Annotated in this window: 15 protein-coding genes and 2 tRNA genes; 16 read left to right on the plus strand and 1 reads right to left on the minus strand. The window is 45.6% G+C overall.

Features of this window, described 5'->3' with window-relative positions:
- Positions 1-14: 14 nt before the first annotated feature.
- The 11 genes from NXH67_RS09515 (at position 15) to NXH67_RS09565 (ending at position 12223) form a co-directional block, all read left to right on the plus strand.
- Positions 15-956 carry a polymer-forming cytoskeletal protein gene (locus NXH67_RS09515; RefSeq protein ID WP_272797236.1) on the plus strand — a complete coding sequence of 314 codons (942 nt, stop codon included), beginning with the start codon at positions 15-17 and terminating at the stop codon, positions 954-956.
- Positions 957-979: 23 nt separating this feature from the next.
- Positions 980-1678: a UMP kinase gene (gene pyrH, locus NXH67_RS09520; protein ID WP_026668782.1), complete on the plus strand. Its 699-nt coding sequence runs from the start codon at positions 980-982 to the stop codon at positions 1676-1678.
- Between the two features lie 19 nt (positions 1679-1697).
- A complete protein-coding gene (gene frr / locus NXH67_RS09525) occupies positions 1698-2249 on the plus strand; it encodes a ribosome recycling factor (protein ID WP_022779213.1) in 552 nt (183 codons plus the stop codon).
- Between the two features lie 25 nt (positions 2250-2274).
- Entirely contained in the window at positions 2275-2991 is a 717-nt protein-coding gene (locus tag NXH67_RS09530) for an isoprenyl transferase (protein WP_022779214.1), read from the plus strand.
- A 20-nt stretch (positions 2992-3011) separates the two neighbouring features.
- On the plus strand, positions 3012-3833 hold the full coding sequence (locus NXH67_RS09535; protein WP_272797237.1) for a phosphatidate cytidylyltransferase: 822 nt from the start codon (positions 3012-3014) through the stop codon (positions 3831-3833).
- 135 nt (positions 3834-3968) lie between these two features.
- A complete protein-coding gene (locus tag NXH67_RS09540; protein ID WP_272797238.1) occupies positions 3969-5108 on the plus strand; it encodes a 1-deoxy-D-xylulose-5-phosphate reductoisomerase in 1140 nt (379 codons plus the stop codon).
- Between the two features lie 16 nt (positions 5109-5124).
- Complete coding sequence (gene rseP, locus NXH67_RS09545; RefSeq protein ID WP_272797239.1) at positions 5125-6177, plus strand: RIP metalloprotease RseP; 1053 nt, start codon at positions 5125-5127, stop codon at positions 6175-6177.
- 67 nt (positions 6178-6244) lie between these two features.
- On the plus strand, positions 6245-7300 hold the full coding sequence (ispG, locus tag NXH67_RS09550; RefSeq protein ID WP_272797240.1) for a flavodoxin-dependent (E)-4-hydroxy-3-methylbut-2-enyl-diphosphate synthase: 1056 nt from the start codon (positions 6245-6247) through the stop codon (positions 7298-7300).
- A 15-nt stretch (positions 7301-7315) separates the two neighbouring features.
- Positions 7316-11884, plus strand: coding sequence for a PolC-type DNA polymerase III (locus tag NXH67_RS09555; protein ID WP_272797241.1), 4569 nt, complete (start codon positions 7316-7318; stop codon positions 11882-11884).
- Positions 11885-11985: 101 nt separating this feature from the next.
- Positions 11986-12057 (plus strand) — tRNA-Glu (locus tag NXH67_RS09560).
- A gap of 94 nt (positions 12058-12151) precedes the next feature.
- A tRNA-Glu gene (locus NXH67_RS09565) sits at positions 12152-12223 on the plus strand.
- A gap of 183 nt (positions 12224-12406) precedes the next feature.
- On the opposite strand, the gene NXH67_RS09570 is transcribed toward NXH67_RS09565, so the two are convergent.
- Entirely contained in the window at positions 12407-12637 is a 231-nt protein-coding gene (locus NXH67_RS09570) for a cation:dicarboxylate symporter family transporter (protein ID WP_272797242.1), read from the minus strand.
- Between the two features lie 485 nt (positions 12638-13122).
- Between NXH67_RS09570 and NXH67_RS09575 the strand changes: the two genes are divergently transcribed.
- The 5 genes from NXH67_RS09575 (at position 13123) to rimP (ending at position 17838) form a co-directional block, all read left to right on the plus strand.
- Positions 13123-13617 carry an NUDIX domain-containing protein gene (locus NXH67_RS09575; RefSeq protein ID WP_272797243.1) on the plus strand — a complete coding sequence of 165 codons (495 nt, stop codon included), beginning with the start codon at positions 13123-13125 and terminating at the stop codon, positions 13615-13617.
- Positions 13618-13620: 3 nt separating this feature from the next.
- Positions 13621-14538, plus strand: coding sequence for a metallophosphoesterase family protein (locus NXH67_RS09580; protein ID WP_272797244.1), 918 nt, complete (start codon positions 13621-13623; stop codon positions 14536-14538).
- A complete protein-coding gene (locus tag NXH67_RS09585) occupies positions 14535-15344 on the plus strand; it encodes a hypothetical protein (protein WP_272797245.1) in 810 nt (269 codons plus the stop codon). The genes NXH67_RS09580 and NXH67_RS09585 overlap by 4 nt, the downstream gene beginning before the upstream one ends.
- A 66-nt stretch (positions 15345-15410) precedes the next feature.
- Positions 15411-17255, plus strand: coding sequence for a glycoside hydrolase family 36 protein (locus tag NXH67_RS09590; protein ID WP_272797246.1), 1845 nt, complete (start codon positions 15411-15413; stop codon positions 17253-17255).
- Between the two features lie 121 nt (positions 17256-17376).
- Positions 17377-17838 (plus strand): ribosome maturation factor RimP, encoded by a 462-nt coding sequence (rimP, locus tag NXH67_RS09595; protein WP_022776933.1) that lies wholly within the window; start codon positions 17377-17379, stop codon positions 17836-17838.
- Positions 17839-17849 lie beyond the last annotated feature (11 nt).

A 17849-nucleotide genomic window follows, 5' to 3' on the forward strand; every position in this document is an offset into this window, starting at 1 on the left:
TGGAGGATATGAAAATGGGATTTTTTTCAGAACTCAAGAGTGATCTTTCACAGGCTGTAAACACACTTATGCCTGAGGACACTTCCGAAGAAACAGTCGCTCCCGAAGAAGCTAAGAGCGAGGAGAAAAAGGAAGAGAAATCCGAGAAGGTTGATCTTGACACAATGCTTAACAGACTTGATGACATCAAGCTGGAGGACATCAAAGGGGAGGAATCTGTTGCAGCACCTGAACCAGCAATTTCTGAGGTTAAGGAACCTGAGCAGGAGACAGTATTCAACGATCCTGTATTTGACGAGCCCAAGGCCAATACCTTTGAGCCTGTAGTTGAAGAACAGACCGCAGCACAGCCTAAGGAGACAACTCCTATGAGCGCCCTGGAAGCTATCAGCAGTGGGAATGTTGATACCTACGCAAGCCAGGCAGCAGCTCCTGTTGTGGAAAATACATATAATTATGGGGGAAATGTAGCTATGGAATTTGAACAGCAGACACCTACAGATGAGACAGCTGTCATTACCGAAGGAATGGTAATCACAGGAGATTTACAGACAACAGGATCACTTGATCTTGTTGGAAAGGTGTCAGGCAATCTTAAGTGCCTTGGCAAGCTCAATGTAACAGGTGAGATCATCGGCGATTCAGATGCAGCAGAGATCTATGCAGAGTCAGCAAGAATCACAGGTGAAGTAAGATCAAGAGGCAGTGTCAAGGTTGGACAGAGCACTGTTATCGTTGGTAATATTTATGGCTCATCAGCTGTTATTGCAGGCGCTGTTAAGGGCGATATCGACGTTCACGGACCTGTAGTTCTTGATACAACAGCCATCGTTATGGGTAATATCAAGTCTCAGTCAGTTCAGATCAACAACGGTGCCGTTATCGAGGGTATGTGCTCTCAGGCTTATGCCGATGTTAATCCTTCTGAGTTCTTTGAGACTCTTAAGAACAGATAATAACAATATCAATATTGGAGTGAATGATGAGAATTTTATTAAAGCTTAGCGGTGAGGCCCTGGCAGGCCCCAAAAAGACAGGCTTCGACGAGGAAACTGTCAGAAAGGTTGCACTTCAGGTTAAACAGCTTGTGGATGGCGGCACTGAGGTAGGCATCGTTATCGGCGGTGGCAACTTCTGGCGCGGTCGCACCAGCGAGAACATCGACAGAACTAAGGCTGATCAGATCGGAATGCTTGCAACTGTAATGAACTGCATCTATGTTTCAGAGATCTTCAGAAGTGAAGGTATGATGACCAACATACTTACTCCATTCGAATGTGGCTCATTTACCAAACTTTTTTCCAAGGACAGAGCAAACAAGTATTTTGCTCACAACATGGTTGTATTCTTTGCAGGCGGCACAGGACATCCTTACTTCTCAACAGATACCGGAGTTGTCCTTAGGGCCATTGAGGTAGAGGCTGATTACATTCTTCTTGCAAAGGCAATTGACGGAGTCTATGATTCAGATCCGGCCAAGAATCCTGATGCCAAGAGATATGACAAGATATCAATTGACGAGGTTATAGCCAATAACCTTCAGGTTGTTGATATGACAGCTTCAATACTGGCAAGAGATAATAAGGTTCCCATGAGAGTATTCGCACTCCAGGAAGAAGGCAGCATTGTAAAGGCAGCAGCAGGTGATTTCGACGGAACCACCGTAACCTGTGACTGATAATTAGGAGGATAAATGTATGAACGAGAGAGTAAAAGCTTATAATGACAAAATGCAGAAGTCATTTGATTTCCTCAAGGAGGAGCTTGCATCTATCCGCGCAGGAAGAGCTAATCCTCACGTACTTGATAAGATAAAGGTTGATTATTACGGAACACCTACACCAATTCAGCAGGTAGGTAACGTTTCCATCCCTGAGGCACGTATTATTCAGATCGCACCTTGGGATAAGACTCTTATCAAGGACATTGAGAAGGCTATCATGGCTTCCGATCTTGGTATCACCCCCAGCAACGACGGCACTGTTATCAGACTTGTTTTCCCTGAGCTCACTGAGGAGCGCAGAAAACAGCTCACCAAGGACATCCGCAAGAAGGGTGAGGATGCCAAGGTTGCAGTCAGAAACGTAAGACGTGACGGCAATGATGCTTTCAAGAAGCTCAAAGGCTCCGATGTTTCTGAGGACGAGATCAACGATCTTAACGATGAACTTCAGAAGATCACTGACAAGTTCATCAAGGATATTGATGCAACCGTTGAGGAGAAGAATAAAGAGATCATGACAGTCTGATCTTGAGATTTTTAAGGACTTTAGTATGGAAGAAAATTTAAATATCCCCCAGCATGTGGCAATCATATTGGACGGTAACGGAAGGTGGGCCAAGGAAAAGGGCATGCCTCGTAACTATGGTCACATGCAGGGAGCTAAAGCCGTTGAGGACATCCTGGTAGATGCCAGGGATCTTGGTATCAAGTATCTCACGGTCTATGCTTTTTCAACTGAGAACTGGTCCAGACCTGAGGCTGAGGTTTCAGCTCTTATGACGATACTTCGCAATTACTTAAAGACCAGTATCAAGAAGTCCATGAAGAATAATGTTCGCTGTCGTGTCATCGGCGAGAGATCGGCTCTTTCCGAGGATATTCAGGCAGCTATTGCAGAGCTTGAGGAAGCTACCGCAGGTAACACCGGACTTACCTTCACCATTGCCATCAACTATGGAGGCAGGGATGAGATTACAAGAGCAGTAAGGAAGGTGGCTGCCAAGGTTCAGGGCGGTGAGATATCCGCTGATGCAATTACTGAGGAGATGATCGCACAGAACCTGGATACCAGCTTTATGCCGGATCCGGATCTTCTTATCAGAACCTGCAATGAACAGCGAATTTCCAATTATCTTTTATGGCAGTGCGCTTATACTGAGTTTTACTACACTCCTGTGGCATGGCCTGATTTCAACAAGGCTGAGCTGGTTAAGGCTATTGAGTCCTATTCCGGCAGAAACAGGAAGTTTGGCGGACTTAAAACCTAAAATAAGGCTGGTATAACAAATTGAAAACTAGAGTTATCAGTGGTGTTATAATAGCAATCGTGCTGGCTGCGGTGCTGATTCCCGGAGGGTATATATTATCGGCAACTCTTCTGGCGGTGTCCTGTATCAGTTTCTTCGAGCTGACAAGGGCGACAGGAGTGCATCAGCAAGGCAAGAAATGCAATTCCATTGAAGTGTGCGGATACATTTCTATCCTTGTTCACTACATTCAGATGATGCTGGTGAAGGATTACAGATACTATATCTTTTCCGTGATGTTTGCATTTTTCCTGATCATGGTGTGTTACGTGATAAGTTTTCCCAGATACACATCGGTTCAGGCCATGTCCACGTTTTTCTGCTTTTTATATGCGCCGGTTAACATGTCCTTCGTATATCTTTTGAGAATACGTCCCTATGGGGCCTATCTGGCATGGATTCCTTTTATTGCCTGGGTGTGCGATACCTGTGCCTTCTTTGCAGGCAAGGCTTTTGGCAGGCACAAGCTGGTGCCGGTACTTTCACCCAGGAAGACGGTGGAGGGTGCCATTGGCGGAGTGCTGGGCAGCATGGCAGTGGGACTGATATTTGGATATCTTCTTTACAGGGAGATACACAATCCTAATGTATTTTATGTTCTTCTCATAATTACCTTTGTGGGCAGCATAATTTCCCAGCTGGGAGACCTGTTGGCTTCAGGTATCAAGAGGGACCACAATATCAAGGATTACGGCAAACTGATTCCGGGCCACGGCGGTATTATGGACAGATTTGACAGCGTGATTTTTGTTATACCCTGTATATACTTCCTTGCGGCAGTACTGGTGCCCATGGCGGTATAAGGACTAAATATCTGATATTTCAAGGAGAATTCTGATAGGATTCTCCTTTTTATTTTTCATGTGGATTATGGTATTATGTCTAGTGTAAATTTATGATGGATTTATTATGACCATATAATTATTCGGGAGAAATAAATGAGAAAAATAGTTCTACTTGGTTCCACAGGCTCCATAGGAACCCAGACTCTGGATGTGGTTAGAAACAACCCTTCGGAGCTTACGGTAGTGGGTCTTGCGGCTAATACAAATGCGAAAATGGTTGAAGAGCAGATAAGGGAATTTCATGTTTCCCATGCCTGCATGTTCGACGAAAAGGCTGCCCTCGATCTCAAGGAGAGGGTTAAGGATCTTGATGTTAAGATATACAGCGGAATGGAGGGACTTCTTGAACTTGTAAGTCTTCCTGAAGCTGATACAGTTCTTACAGCGGTGGTTGGAATGATAGGTATCAGACCTACGATCAGAGCTATCGAGGCAGGTAAGGACATTGCACTTGCCAACAAGGAGACTCTTGTATGCGCGGGACATATTATAATGTCGCTTGCAAGAGAGAAGGGAGTTTCCATACTTCCCGTTGACAGTGAGCACAGTGCCATCTTCCAGTCCCTTAACGGAGAACCTCGTGATAAGGTTGAGAAGATTCTTCTCACAGCCAGCGGTGGTCCCTTCAGAGGTAAGAAGATTGCAGATCTTGAGAATATGACTGCAGCTGATGCCCTGAAGCACCCCAACTGGGATATGGGACCCAAGGTTACCATAGATTCTTCATCCCTTGTCAATAAGGGACTTGAGGTTATGGAGGCCAGATGGCTCTTTGATGTAAGCCTTGATAATATTCAGGTTGTGGTTCATCCCCAGAGTATAGTGCACAGTGCGGTTCAGTTCGTGGACGGGGCTGTTATAGCTCAGCTGGGCGTTCCGGATATGAAGCTGCCTATTCAGTATGCGCTTTTTTACCCGGACAGAAGACCTATGAACGAGAAGAGGCTTGATCTGTTTGAGCTTCACCAGCTTACCTTTGAAAAGCCCGATACCGATACCTTCAGAGGACTTAAGCTTGCCTTCGATGCTGCAATGCAGGGCGGCAGTATGCCCACTGTATTCAATGCTGCCAATGAGATGGCGGTCAAGAGCTTCCTTAAGGGCGACATCAGATATCTTGAGATCTATGACATGATTGAGAGAGCCATGGAGCATCACAGCCTTGTGGATAATCCTACGGTTGAGCAGATTCTTGCCGCAGAGGCAGAGACTTACGAGTATTTGGGCAGATAAGGAGATACAGGCTTAAATGATAGTCAGTGTAATTATATTTTTGATCATATTCGGAGTACTGGTGGCTTCCCATGAATTCGGCCATTTCATTGTGGCCAAGTCCGGAGGCATAAGAGTAAAAGAGTTTTTTATCGGAATGGGCCCCACAATTTTCAAGAAACAAAAGGGCGATACATTATACAGCTTGAAGCTCCTTCCCATCGGTGGCGCCTGCGTCTTTGACGGTATGGACCCTGTGGAGGAGGAAAAAGAGGGACTGGATGAGCATGCCTTCAGGAATGCACCTGTGTGGAGAAGAATAGCCACACTTTTTGCAGGACCCTTTGCCAACTTTTTGATTGCATATATACTGGCAGTATTTCTTGTGAGTTTTTCTACCTGGGATTTTCCTGTCATCAACAAGATGACCGAAGATTCTGCGGCAGCTGAGGCCGGAATGCAGGTTGGAGATAAGTTCATATCTGTGGATGGAGAGAAGGTCTATATGGCCGGAGAGGTTACTCTTATTTCCCAGTTCGCAGAGGGAAGCCCCATGGAGATTGTCTATGAGAGAGACGGAGAGAGGCATACAACAACGCTTCTTCCCAAGTACAGCGATCAGGACAAGAGATATTATATGGGAATCTATCTTGGCGAATACGAGAGGGTCAAGGGCCCTGCTGCTCTTAAATATGCCTGGTATCAGGTTCGCTATTATTTCAAGACAACCTACAGAAGCCTTGCTCTTTTGGTAAAGGGCAAGCTCTCCAAGGACGATGTATCAGGTCCTGTGGGAATGGTCAAAATGGTGGATGATACCTATGAAGAGGTCAAGCCCTATGGCCTGTCAGCTGTAATTCTTACTATGCTGTCACTTACAGTTCTTTTGTCTGTGAATCTGGGAGTGATGAATCTGTTACCTATACCGGCGCTGGACGGCGGACGACTTGTATTCCAGTTTATCGAAGTGATCTTCGGCAAGCCCGTTCCTCCTGAGAAAGAGGGTTTTGTACACATGATCGGAGTGGTGGCACTCTTGGGATTAATGGTGTTCATATTATTCAATGATATTACAAAGTTCACTAGGTAGGGATTGCGAGAGCTGCGAAACAGCGAAGAAATCCCGTTCTACCTTGTGTTGTGAAAAGGAGGCCGATATGGCATACAGAGATAACACTAAGGTTGTACATATAGGAGACAGGGTAATAGGCGGAGGTAATCCGATCCTTATCCAGTCCATGACCAATACAAGAACAGAGGATGTGAAGGCAACTGTGGAGCAGATCCACCGCCTTGAGGCAGCAGGCTGCGATATTATCAGATGCACCTGCCCCACAGAAGAGGCTGCCCGGGCTATCGGAGAGATCAGGAAGAAGATAAGCATTCCCCTTGTTGCAGATATTCATTTTGACTACAAGATGGCTATTGCGGCAATGGAGAACGGCGCCGACAAAATCAGGATCAACCCCGGAAACATCGGTTCAAAAGAGCGCATAGCTGCCGTTGTATCCTGTGCAAAAGAAAGAAATATCCCCATCAGAGTCGGGGTTAACAGCGGATCTCTGGAAAAGGACCTTGTAGAGAAATATCACGGAGTAACCGCTGAGGGACTGGTGGAGAGTGCTATTGATAAGATTGGAATCATAGAGGATCTTGGCTATGACAACATGGTGGTAAGTATCAAGTCCTCTAATGTTATGCTCTGCGTCAAGGCCCACGAGCTTCTTGCCAAGCAGTGCAGCTATCCGCTTCATGTCGGAATCACTGAGGCAGGCACTGTCTACGGAGGAAACATTAAGTCTTCAGTAGGACTTGGAATTATTCTGAATGAAGGTATCGGTGATACCATCAGAGTATCCCTGTCGGGAGATCCTGTTGAGGAGATCAAGACAGCCAAGATGATTCTCAGAACCCTTGATATCCGTAAGGGCGGAATCGAGGTTATCGCTTGTCCTACCTGTGGCAGAACCCGTATTGATCTGATCGGACTTGCCAATAAGGTTGAGACTCTTGTTCAGAACTACGACCTTAACATCAAGGTTGCGGTTATGGGCTGCGCAGTAAACGGCCCGGGTGAAGCCAAGGAAGCGGATATAGGAATTGCAGGCGGAGACGGAGAGGGACTTCTTATCAAACATGGGGAGATCATAAGGAAGATTCCCGAGGATCAGCTTCTTAGCGTACTTAAGGAAGAGCTGGACAATTACCGTTAAGATTTGGAGTAAGGTATGTCAAAAGATTTTTTTGAGGTATTCCCTGCGCTGACTCTTGATGCCCACACAAGGGAGATCATGGAGCAGACTGTGGTGGAGAAGGTGTCCACCACCAGGAAGCAGGATATTATTAGGATATATATTTCAAGTACCAGGCTTATCGATAAGGCCGACATTATTAAGACGGAAAACGGCATCAAGAAACAGCTTTTTGCCGGACAGGACGTGGTGATCAAGATCTACGAGAAGTTTTCACTGTCGGCTCAGTATACTCCCGAGAACCTGCTTGATATCTATAGAGAGAGCATTGAGGCAGAATTAAAAGACTATGACCATATGGAATATAGTCTTTTTCGTTCTGCCAATTTTTTGTACCCGGATCAGGATAATCTCATAATCCAGCTGGAAGACAGTGTTGTTGGACAGAAGAAAGCTCCTGACCTTATCAGGGTTTTATCCAAGATAATCAACGAGAGGTGCGGCCTTGAAGTGGCTATTTCTCCGGAATTTGTCAAGGTGGAGAAGGAGAATTCCGAGCCCGATTATTCCGGTGAATCCGCCAAGATGGCCAGGAAACTCGAAGCAGTGGAAGCAGCTGCTGAGGAGAAGAAGAGACTCAAAGAGGAAAAGGCTGCTCAGAAGGCTTCAGGCAGTGCAGGCGCTGCTGCAGGTCCTTCCGAAAGCAAGGCGCCTAATGCCGATAATGCAGAGGGTGGAGAAGCCAAGCCTTCCTTCAAGGGCAAGTGGGCCGGCAAGAAGGGTGATTTCGGTGGCAGCTATAAGAGATCCGATAACCCTGACGTTATTTTCGGAAGAGATTTTGAAGAAGAGGCAATGAAGCTGGTGGATCTCGTGGGCGAACTTGGTGAAGTTGTTGTTCACGGACAAATCACAGCCTTTGACAAGAGAGATATCAGGAATGAGAAGAGCATTCTCATTTTTGACATAACGGATTTTACAGATTCCATCACGGTCAAGATGTTTGTTAAGACTGAGGATGTTCCTGAGATCTGTAAGGATATCAAGCCCGGAGCCTTTATCAAGGTTAAGGGTATTGCTGCTGTGGACAAATTTGACCATGAGCTGTCGATTCAGTCTGTGGCAGGAGTTAAGAAGATTCCCGACTTTACAACAAAGCGTGTGGACAGGGCTGAAGTTAAGCGTGTTGAGCTTCACTGTCACACCAAGATGAGTGATATGGACGGTGTTTCCGAGGTTAAGAACATCGTCAAGCAGGCCTATAAATGGGGAATGCCGGGAATTGCCATCACAGACCACGGCGTTGTTCAGGCGCTTACCGATGCCAACCATGTATGGGAGGATCTCTACGGAGCTGAGAAGAAGAGAAGGAAAGAAGCCGGCGAGCCTCCGATTGACAGACAGGATTTTTTTAAGCTGATCCTGGGTGTTGAGGCCTATCTGGTAGATGACCTCAAGGAAATTGTTGTAAATGACAAGGGGCAGCCACTGGATGATACTACCTTTGTAGTATTTGATATTGAGACCACAGGTTTTTCGCCTATTAAGAACAGAATTATCGAGATTGGCGCCGTTAAGATAAGAAACGGTGAGATCATTGACAGGTTCTCGGAGTTTATTAATCCTCAGGTGCCGATTCCCTATAGGATTGAGAAGCTGACCAGCATCAACGACGACATGGTTATGGATGCACCCACAAGGGAGGTTATTATCCCTCAGTTTGTGGAGTTCTGTAAGGATGCGGTGCTGGTAGGTCATAACGTCAACTTTGATATCAGCTTCATCAACCAGAACTGTAAGGATCTGGGAATTGATGTAGACTATACCACCGTTGATACCATGTGGCTTGCAAGATACTTTTTCCCTCTTCAGGCCAAGCATACTCTGGATGCGGTAGCCAAGACCCTTAATGTAGTTCTTGATCACCACCACAGAGCGGTGGATGATGCGGAATGTACGGCGCTGATATTCAATAAGTTTGTGCCAATGCTCAAGGAGCAGAAGGCAGTTAATCTTACCGATGTGAATATCCTCGGTAAGCCCACACCCGAGATGATAAGACATCTTCGCCCCAATCACTGTATTATTCTGGCCAAGAATACATTGGGAAGGGTTAATCTCTATACCCTTGTAAGTAAGTCTCACGTAGACTACTTCAGAAGATTCCCTCTTATTCCAAAGAGCGAACTTATCAAACACAGAGAGGGACTTATTATCGGAAGTGCCTGCTGCGCAGGAGAATTGTACGGCGCTGTTGTTGAGGGACGAGCTCCCGAAGAGATCGCAAGGCTTGTGGATTTCTATGATTATCTGGAGATTCAGCCCGTTGCCAACAACCACTTTATGGTGGATAACGAGAAATATGAAGACATTAACTCCGATGATGACATCAGAGCGATAAATAAAGAGATAGTAAGGCTTGGAGAACAGTTTAACAAGCCTGTTGTTGCTACCTGCGACGCCCATTTCCTTAACCCTGAGGATGAAATATACAGAACCATTATCATGGCGGGAAAAGGTATGGACGAGGAGGAACCTGCACCTTTGTACCTTAGGACCACAGAGGAAATGATGCAGGAGTTTGACTACCTGGGCGGTGACAAGGCCAAGGAGATAGTAATTGATAACACCAGGAAGATCCTGGATATGTGCGATTCCATTTCTCCGGTTCGTCCTGACAAGTGCGCTCCCGTCATTGAGAACAGTGACGAGATCCTCACCAAGATCTGCTACGACAAGGCTCATGAGATCTATGGTGAAGAACTTCCCGAGATAGTTAAGGAGCGTCTTGAAAGAGAGCTTAATTCAATTATCAAGAACGGTTTCGCGGTTATGTACATCATTGCCCAGAAGCTGGTTTGGAAGTCCAACGAGGACGGGTATCTGGTAGGATCCCGTGGTTCTGTAGGATCTTCTTTTGTTGCTTTCACTTCCGGTATTACGGAGGTTAACTCTCTGGCGCCTCACTATGTTTGCCCCAAGTGTAAGTATTCCGATTTTGAATCGGAAGAAGTAGTGGCCTTCGGAGGTAATTCCGGATGTGATATGCCGGATAAGAGATGCCCCAAGTGCGGACATATGATGAACAAGGACGGATTTGATATTCCTTTCGAGACCTTCCTTGGATTCAAGGGAGACAAGGAGCCTGATATCGACCTTAACTTCTCCGGTGAGTATCAGTCCAAGGCCCACAAGTATACTGAGGTTATTTTCGGCTACGGTCAGACCTTCAGAGCCGGAACCATAGCATCTCTGGCTGATAAGACTGCCTACGGCTTTGTAAAAAAGTATTATGACTCCATCGGAAGCAGCAAAAGAAAGTGCGAGATAAACAGAATAGTTCAGGGCTGTACCGGAATCAGAAGAGGTACAGGTCAGCATCCCGGCGGAATCATTGTTCTGCCTGTGGGAGAAGATATTAACTCCTTCTGCCCTGTGCAGCATCCTGCCAACGATATGACTACCGCTACAATTACAACTCATTATGACTATCACTCCATCGATCATAACCTTTTGAAGCTCGATATTCTCGGACACGATGATCCGACAATGATAAGATTCCTTCAGGATTGTACCGGTCTTGATCCCAAGCTGGTGCCTCTTGATGACAAGAATGTTATGAGCCTTTTCATGAACACAACGGCTCTTAATATTTCACCTGAGCAGATTGGCGGAACAAAGCTTGGATGTCTGGGACTTCCCGAGTTTGGTACTGACTTCGCTATGCAGATGGTTATTGATGCCAAGCCCTCATCCTTGTCCCACCTTATCAGGATTTCAGGTCTTTCCCACGGTACGGACGTATGGCTTGGCAATGCTCAGACCCTTATCCAGGAAGGTAAGGCCACCATCGATACCTGTATCTGTTGTCGTGACGATATTATGATCTATCTGATCCAGAAGGGACTGGATAAATCCGAGTCCTTCAAGATCATGGAGGCAGTGCGTAAGGGTAAGGTTGCCGGTGGTAAGGAGAAGAACTGGCCCGATTGGAAAAAAGACATGATAGACCACGGCGTTCCTGACTGGTATATCTGGTCCTGCGAGAAGATCAAGTACATGTTCCCCAAGGCCCATGCTGCGGCCTACGTTATGATGGCTTGGAGAATCGCATATTTCAAGGCTTATATACCTCAGGCCTTCTATGCAGCCTGGTTCAGCATAAGAGCCAAGGCCTTCAACTATGAGCATATGTGCCAGGGAGAGAACCATCTTCATGCCATTATGAGGGACTATCAGAACAGAAAGGACGAACTGTCCAACACCGAGCAGGCAGAGTACGGTGATATGAGACTGGTTGAGGAGATGTATGAGAGAGGAATAGAATTCCTGCCCATAGATATCTTCAAGGTTAAGTCCAGAGAGTTCCAGGTAATTGGCGACAAGATCATGCCTGCCCTTAACAGTATCGGAGGCATGGGAGAGAAGGCTGCGGATCAGATTGTGGAGGCAGCCAAGGACGGACCATTTCTGTCCAAGGATGACTTCCGTCAAAGAACCAAATGTCCTCAGGGCGTAATCGACAAGATGGCGGAGATGGGACTTCTGGGAGATATTCCGGACTCCAACCAGATCAGTTTGTTTGATCTTATGCGGGCTCAGTAAGAAAAAATAAAAAAATTGAATTTTTTTCAAAAAAGTACTTGCAATAATTCCGGATATGTAATATTATAATCGAGTTGCTGCTGACATGCAGCACTTGATAAGCCTCGTTGGTCAAGCGGTTAAGACGCTGCCCTCTCACGGCAGAATCAGCGGTTCGATTCCGCTACGAGGTATTCTTAAGAGAGAAGAACTGTTTTAAAAAGTACTTGCAATTTCTTCCCTCATGAGATAATATATACAAGTCCACTTCAGTGGACAACATACCGTGCCTCGTTGGTCAAGCGGTTAAGACGCTGCCCTCTCACGGCAGAATCAGCGGTTCGATTCCGCTACGAGGTATTGACTTGAGCAGAGCACTTGGTAAGGTCTTTTCGAACCTAGTGCGAGCCATGGGTGGACACTTGACGAGGTATTTTCGAGTCTAGTGTAGCATCCCAGTTAAGAACAGCCCAACCCGAGAAGCTAGAACATTTAATTGTTCTGGCTTATTTTTTTGCATTGCTGTACTAATTTTTGTAGTGCTCATTTTTTTCTTTCCCATTTAGTCATATCTACCAGGTTTTCACTTTTTGCCACGATCAGGGATACCGCAATATCTCCCGTGGTGTTTGAAACAGTTCTTATCATATCGAGAATAGCATCAATTCCGAGAACGAGGCCCACTGCTTCAACGGGAACCTCCAGGTGAGCAAGAAGAATGCTCAAGAAAACCATATTTGCTCCGGGAATACCGGGAACGCTGACAGAAAGCATGACGATGGTAAAGTCCAGATTTTTTTGCTGGATTCACCTACTGCGATGGAAGCAATATTTGTTTTATTGGGCGAATTCAATAATAGAATAGATGCGGCTTTATGACATTTGCGACTTCTCAAATTCAGATAATATCTAATATAATAAGGGCTATGATTGTGAAAAGAGGATAAGGAGTACTATTTGGGATGAAAATGCCTAAAATGAAACTGTATTTGGCAAAACCGGATTTGGTTTATTTCGAGCAGTTCAATGAAATGATGAAAGAGTGGTGCGAGAGCGGAACTCAGATTGCCCCTTGGTTACCCATGGATTTTTCATGCATACACTGATATCGGTTATGAAGCAGAACGGATTCAAAGAAGATAAATCAAGTCTTCACTATAAAAATGGAGAGATGATCATTCTAAGAAAATGAGTGATTGACTATGCCCTTAGGGCATGGATTATGCTTGGCACAAGTAAACATATAAAGGAGAGCAACAATGATTTTTAAATACTGCGCAGAATGCGGACATAAACTTGATGAAATAAGACTTGGGGATGACGACTGCAAGATCTGCCCAGCCTGCAAAAGAATATACGGCAACAATCCCCTGCCTGTAGTGGAAGTGCTGGTGGTGAACGAGCTCAACGAAGTTCTTCTCCTTAAGCAGAACTACATATCCGAGGATAAGTGGACAGTAGTTTCAGGCTACATGGTAGAGGGGGAGACCATCGAGGAAGCTGTGGCCAGAGAGGTAAAGGAAGAGACCGGCCAGACAGTAAACAGATGCCAGTATGTATCCAGTTACTATTTTGAACCCAAGCAGCTTATCATGATCGGCTTCATTGCATATGTAAATAAGAGCGACTTCGCAGATTCTGTAGAGGTGGACGACCTTAAGTGGTACAAGCTGGATGAGGTGGAGCCTGTGATAGCCAGAGTAAACAATTGCTCCGGAATGCATTTTGACAAGTGTAAAGAATATTTGGTGTGAAAAATGACAAAACAGATAGGCGTAATTTCAGATATACACAGTAACTACACCGCTTTTAAAGCAGCGGCGGAATATATGATTGGCAGGGGAATCACAGAGTTTTTTCTCCTGGGGGACTATGTGTCCGATACCACCGACGCTGTTGAGACAATGCAGTATATGCGGGAACTCATGGGAAAATACAAGGTGACTGCCATAAGGGGAAATCGCGAGGATTATCTTCTGGGGCAGAGAAAGGTTATTCGCGGGGAGTCCGATGAACCGCTCTGGATCTACAATTCAGCCTGTGGTAACCTTCTTTACACCTATGAACTGCTGACGGATGAGGATTTGGATTTCTTCGAATCCATGCCAATTTCTTTTAAGTATGATTGCCCGGGCTATCCTGCCATAACATGCTGCCACGGTTCACCGGATAACAGCCGGGAGCTTCTTTTGACCAAGGATGGCAGCGCCGAGAGCTGGCTTAAGAAGGTTGATACCGACTATATTGTTGCCGCCCACACCCATATTCAGACTGAGCTGGAGGCAGAGGGAAAGCACTATTTCAACACCGGCTCAACAGGAATTGCCATACATGCTCCGGGGCAGGCCCAGTGCCTGATTCTTCACGGCTATGACGAGAACGAACCGGAAGGCCCCTCATGGAAAGCGGAGCTTTTAAATATCCCCTATGATGTGGATTATGTTATTGATGCTCTTTATGAAAAGGGCCTTATGGATAAGGGAAAATGGTTTATTGCCAACAACGTTTATGTGCTGAAAACAGGCAAAGACATCACTGTGGACTTTTTGAAAAAGGCCGCAAGCCTTCAGGAAGAAGCCACGAAGGCGCCTGTGACCTGGCCTTATATCGAGGAAGAATATTTTACCGAGGCCGCGAAGATTGTGGGAATTCCGGATTACAGGGAGCGGGCATGAAGATAAAAATCAGTGAATTTAAATTTACGGAATGCTGGGATGGAGTGTTGTATAAAAAACTGTCGGACTATCCCAATATTTCTGAGTGGGAAATACAGACAATTTATGACTTCATGAAGTATGAAGCGGATAATGGCAGAGACTGCGATATCGAGGCGGATCCTGGGATTGCAAGGGCTATTGAGGACTACAGACCTGTTTATAAATCCGGAGTCAGGGTTCCTGTGCCTGAGAAGATCACCGAGTGCACTGCCTGTCATAAGTACAAGGGATGTATGACGGATCTGGTCTGCCATACAGCATCTGTGGAAAATGCAAAAAGTATCTTTGATAGCGGCAGTCTTCTTTCTGCTGTGAGAGCGAGAAAAAAGACCGCAGAGGAGCTTAAGGCAGAATCAAGAAATGCAGCCAATGATCCCTTGGATTACTTTGACTACGTGATGTTCGCTTGGGGCAACTGTCAGGCCGGGGACAGGCTTGTGATGGAGAGAAAGCTGGGCCGTTTTCCAGAAGAAAAGGACTTGAGCGAAGACTTTACTCCCGGAGTAAGGTTCTTTTTCAGGTATAATGAATTAGCGGAGCATCCAGGCAGAGTTTTTGAGGGAGTGCTGCCTTTTAAGATTAAGGATGAAGTTGTCTTAAAGGACTGGATTCATGCCATAATAATTCCGGAGAATTATAAAGATGAATTCAGATCTCATATACCTGCGCAGCTCCAGGACAAGGTCTACTATGTCAAAAACGATTGCAAAGACATATGGGAATGGTCCGAGAAGGTATATGAGTTTGCAAAAAGCATAAAATAATGTGATTTAAGGAGATACAGAAATGGGTACACAGATAGAGCCTTCAATGTTCATAAGGGGTAAGATATGGAACTTATAGGTGAAGTAAAACTATTGGGAGATGGATATGCGGGCGGTTTTTCCTGCGGCATGAGTATGTGCTCCAGTGATACCTTCTGGGGACTTAAGAAAACCGGTTCTGCAGATATCGGAAAAGAGCGTGTGGATACATATGAGGATGACAGGCACCATATTCTTAAGGTTCATGAAAAGGAAGATAATGCCGCAAAGAGAGTTTTCGCGGAATTTGTGAACGGCAGTGACAAAGAAGCTGTGCTTGAGATGATCGCTTCTTTTGCATTATCCGGAGTAAAGGCCGACAAGATCCACAGACTTCTCAGCTTTTGGAGCGCAGAGGGTAAGTTAAAGACTGAGACTATAGAAGATCTTCATCTGGAAAAATCCTGGAATGGCTGTTCCACAAGAGTGTTCAAATTTGGAAATGTGGGCTCTATGCCTGTGAGAAAGTATTTTCCTTTTGTGGCTCTTGAGGACTCTGAGTCGGGACATTTCGTGGGTGTTCTTATGGGACTGGCTTCCTCCTGGCAGATAGAGGTTTCCTGCAAGAAGGCTCAGGAATTCCTTGTTATGGGCGGCATTGCGGACAGAGACTTCGGTCATTGGATCAAGAAGGTTGCGCCCGGAGAGAGCTTTATTACACCGGATGCTCTTATCGCTGAAGGAAACTCTCTGGAAGAGGTGTGCGACAAACTGGTGAAGGCGCAGCATCCGGATATTTCACCCGTGGATGATCACATGGGTATCATGTTTAACGAATACTGCACCAGCTGGGGCAATCCTACCATTGATAGCATCAGAAAACAGGCGGATGTTCTTGAGGGCAAAAGAATCCAGTATTTTGTCATTGATTCCGGCTGGTACGGGCTTAAGAACGACTGGGCTGAGAGCGTAGGCAACTGGGAAGTGAACAGGGATATTTTCCCCAATGGTATGAAGGAAGCTGCGGATTATATAAGGTCCAAGGGCATGATCCCGGGACTTTGGTATGAGATGGAGGTTGTGGGACCTCACAGCCCTTATTTTGATAAAACGGAATATCTGCTTAAAAAGGACGGATATCCCCTGACTGTTGCGGGACGCCGTTTCTGGGATATGGAGAATCCGTGGGTTATCGAGCATCTGTCAGAGAAGGTGATTAAACACCTTAAGGATTGCGGTTTTGGATATATCAAGGTGGACTATAACGACTCCATAGGAATCGGCTGCGATGGCGGAGACAGTCTTGGAGAAGCTCTTTTTAACAAGGTTCAAGGAACAAGGAAGTTCTTTAAAAAGATGAAGGAAGAGATTCCGGATCTGGTAATAGAGAATTGTTCCAGCGGCGGCCACAGACTTGTTTATTCAATGATGGAGATTGCAAGTCAGGCAAGCTTTTCAGATGCCCATGAGACCAAGGCAATTCCTCTTATTGCGGCAAATGTGCACAGGGTGATAAGGCCTGATCAGACGCAAGTTTGGGCGGTGCTTAGAAAAGATGATGACAGGACCCGTCTTGAGTATTCTCTGATTAACACCTTTTTTGGAAGAATGTGCCTTAGTGGTGATATTTATGATCTGGCGGACTGGCAGTGGGATATCGTAAAGGCCGGCATGGAATTTTATGATATGGCAAAGGATATTATAAAATACGGCACAACTACGCTGCAGCAGTACACCACAAACAGCTACAACAATCCTACAGGCAATCAGCTTTATGTAAGAAAGTGGCTGGATAAGGAACTGGTTCTTTTCCACAGATTTGCTGATTCCTCTGACAATACCTATGTGATTCCCGAGGGGAAAAGGGTGCTTGCGGAGTTTGGAAGGGCTGAAAGTGACTTTTCTGCTAATGCTATGATAATAGGGACTTGACGAAAAGTCGTTTTTGTGGTAATTTAAGCGTGGAACTAGGAAGTGGGCTTGCGAAGAGCCCACTTTTTTGCTGCATAGACAATTGGTTGTCATGCATGTACTTAATGAGGTATACGTTTTTATGAAGAAGAGCGATATTGAAGCTAAGACCGAGGCTCTCCTTACTCCCATCGCTGAGAAATGCGGTGTTTCCATCTACGACGTTGAATATGTCAAGGAAGCGGGAGAATGGTATTTAAGGGCCTACATCGACAAGGAAGGCGGCGTCAACATCAATGACTGCGTGGATGTGAATCATGCACTTTCGGATGCGCTGGATGCCGACGATTTTATTGAAGAGGCCTATACACTTGAGGTTTCAAGTCCCGGACTTGGAAGACAGCTCAAGAAGGACAGACATTTTGCCAACAGCATAGGACAGGATGTTGAGCTCAAGCTCTTTAAGCCCAGAGAGGGAGTTAAGGAGTTTGCCGGTACACTTAAGGGTTTTGATGAGACCACAGTTACCGTTGATATAAATGGAACAGATGAAGTTTTTGTAAGAAAAGAAATATCAGTGATCAAACTTGCACTTGATTTTTGATTAAAAAAGGA

Source organism: Butyrivibrio sp. DSM 10294 (assembly GCF_028539135.1).
In the GTDB taxonomy this organism is placed as follows: Bacteria; Bacillota; Clostridia; order Lachnospirales; family Lachnospiraceae; genus Butyrivibrio.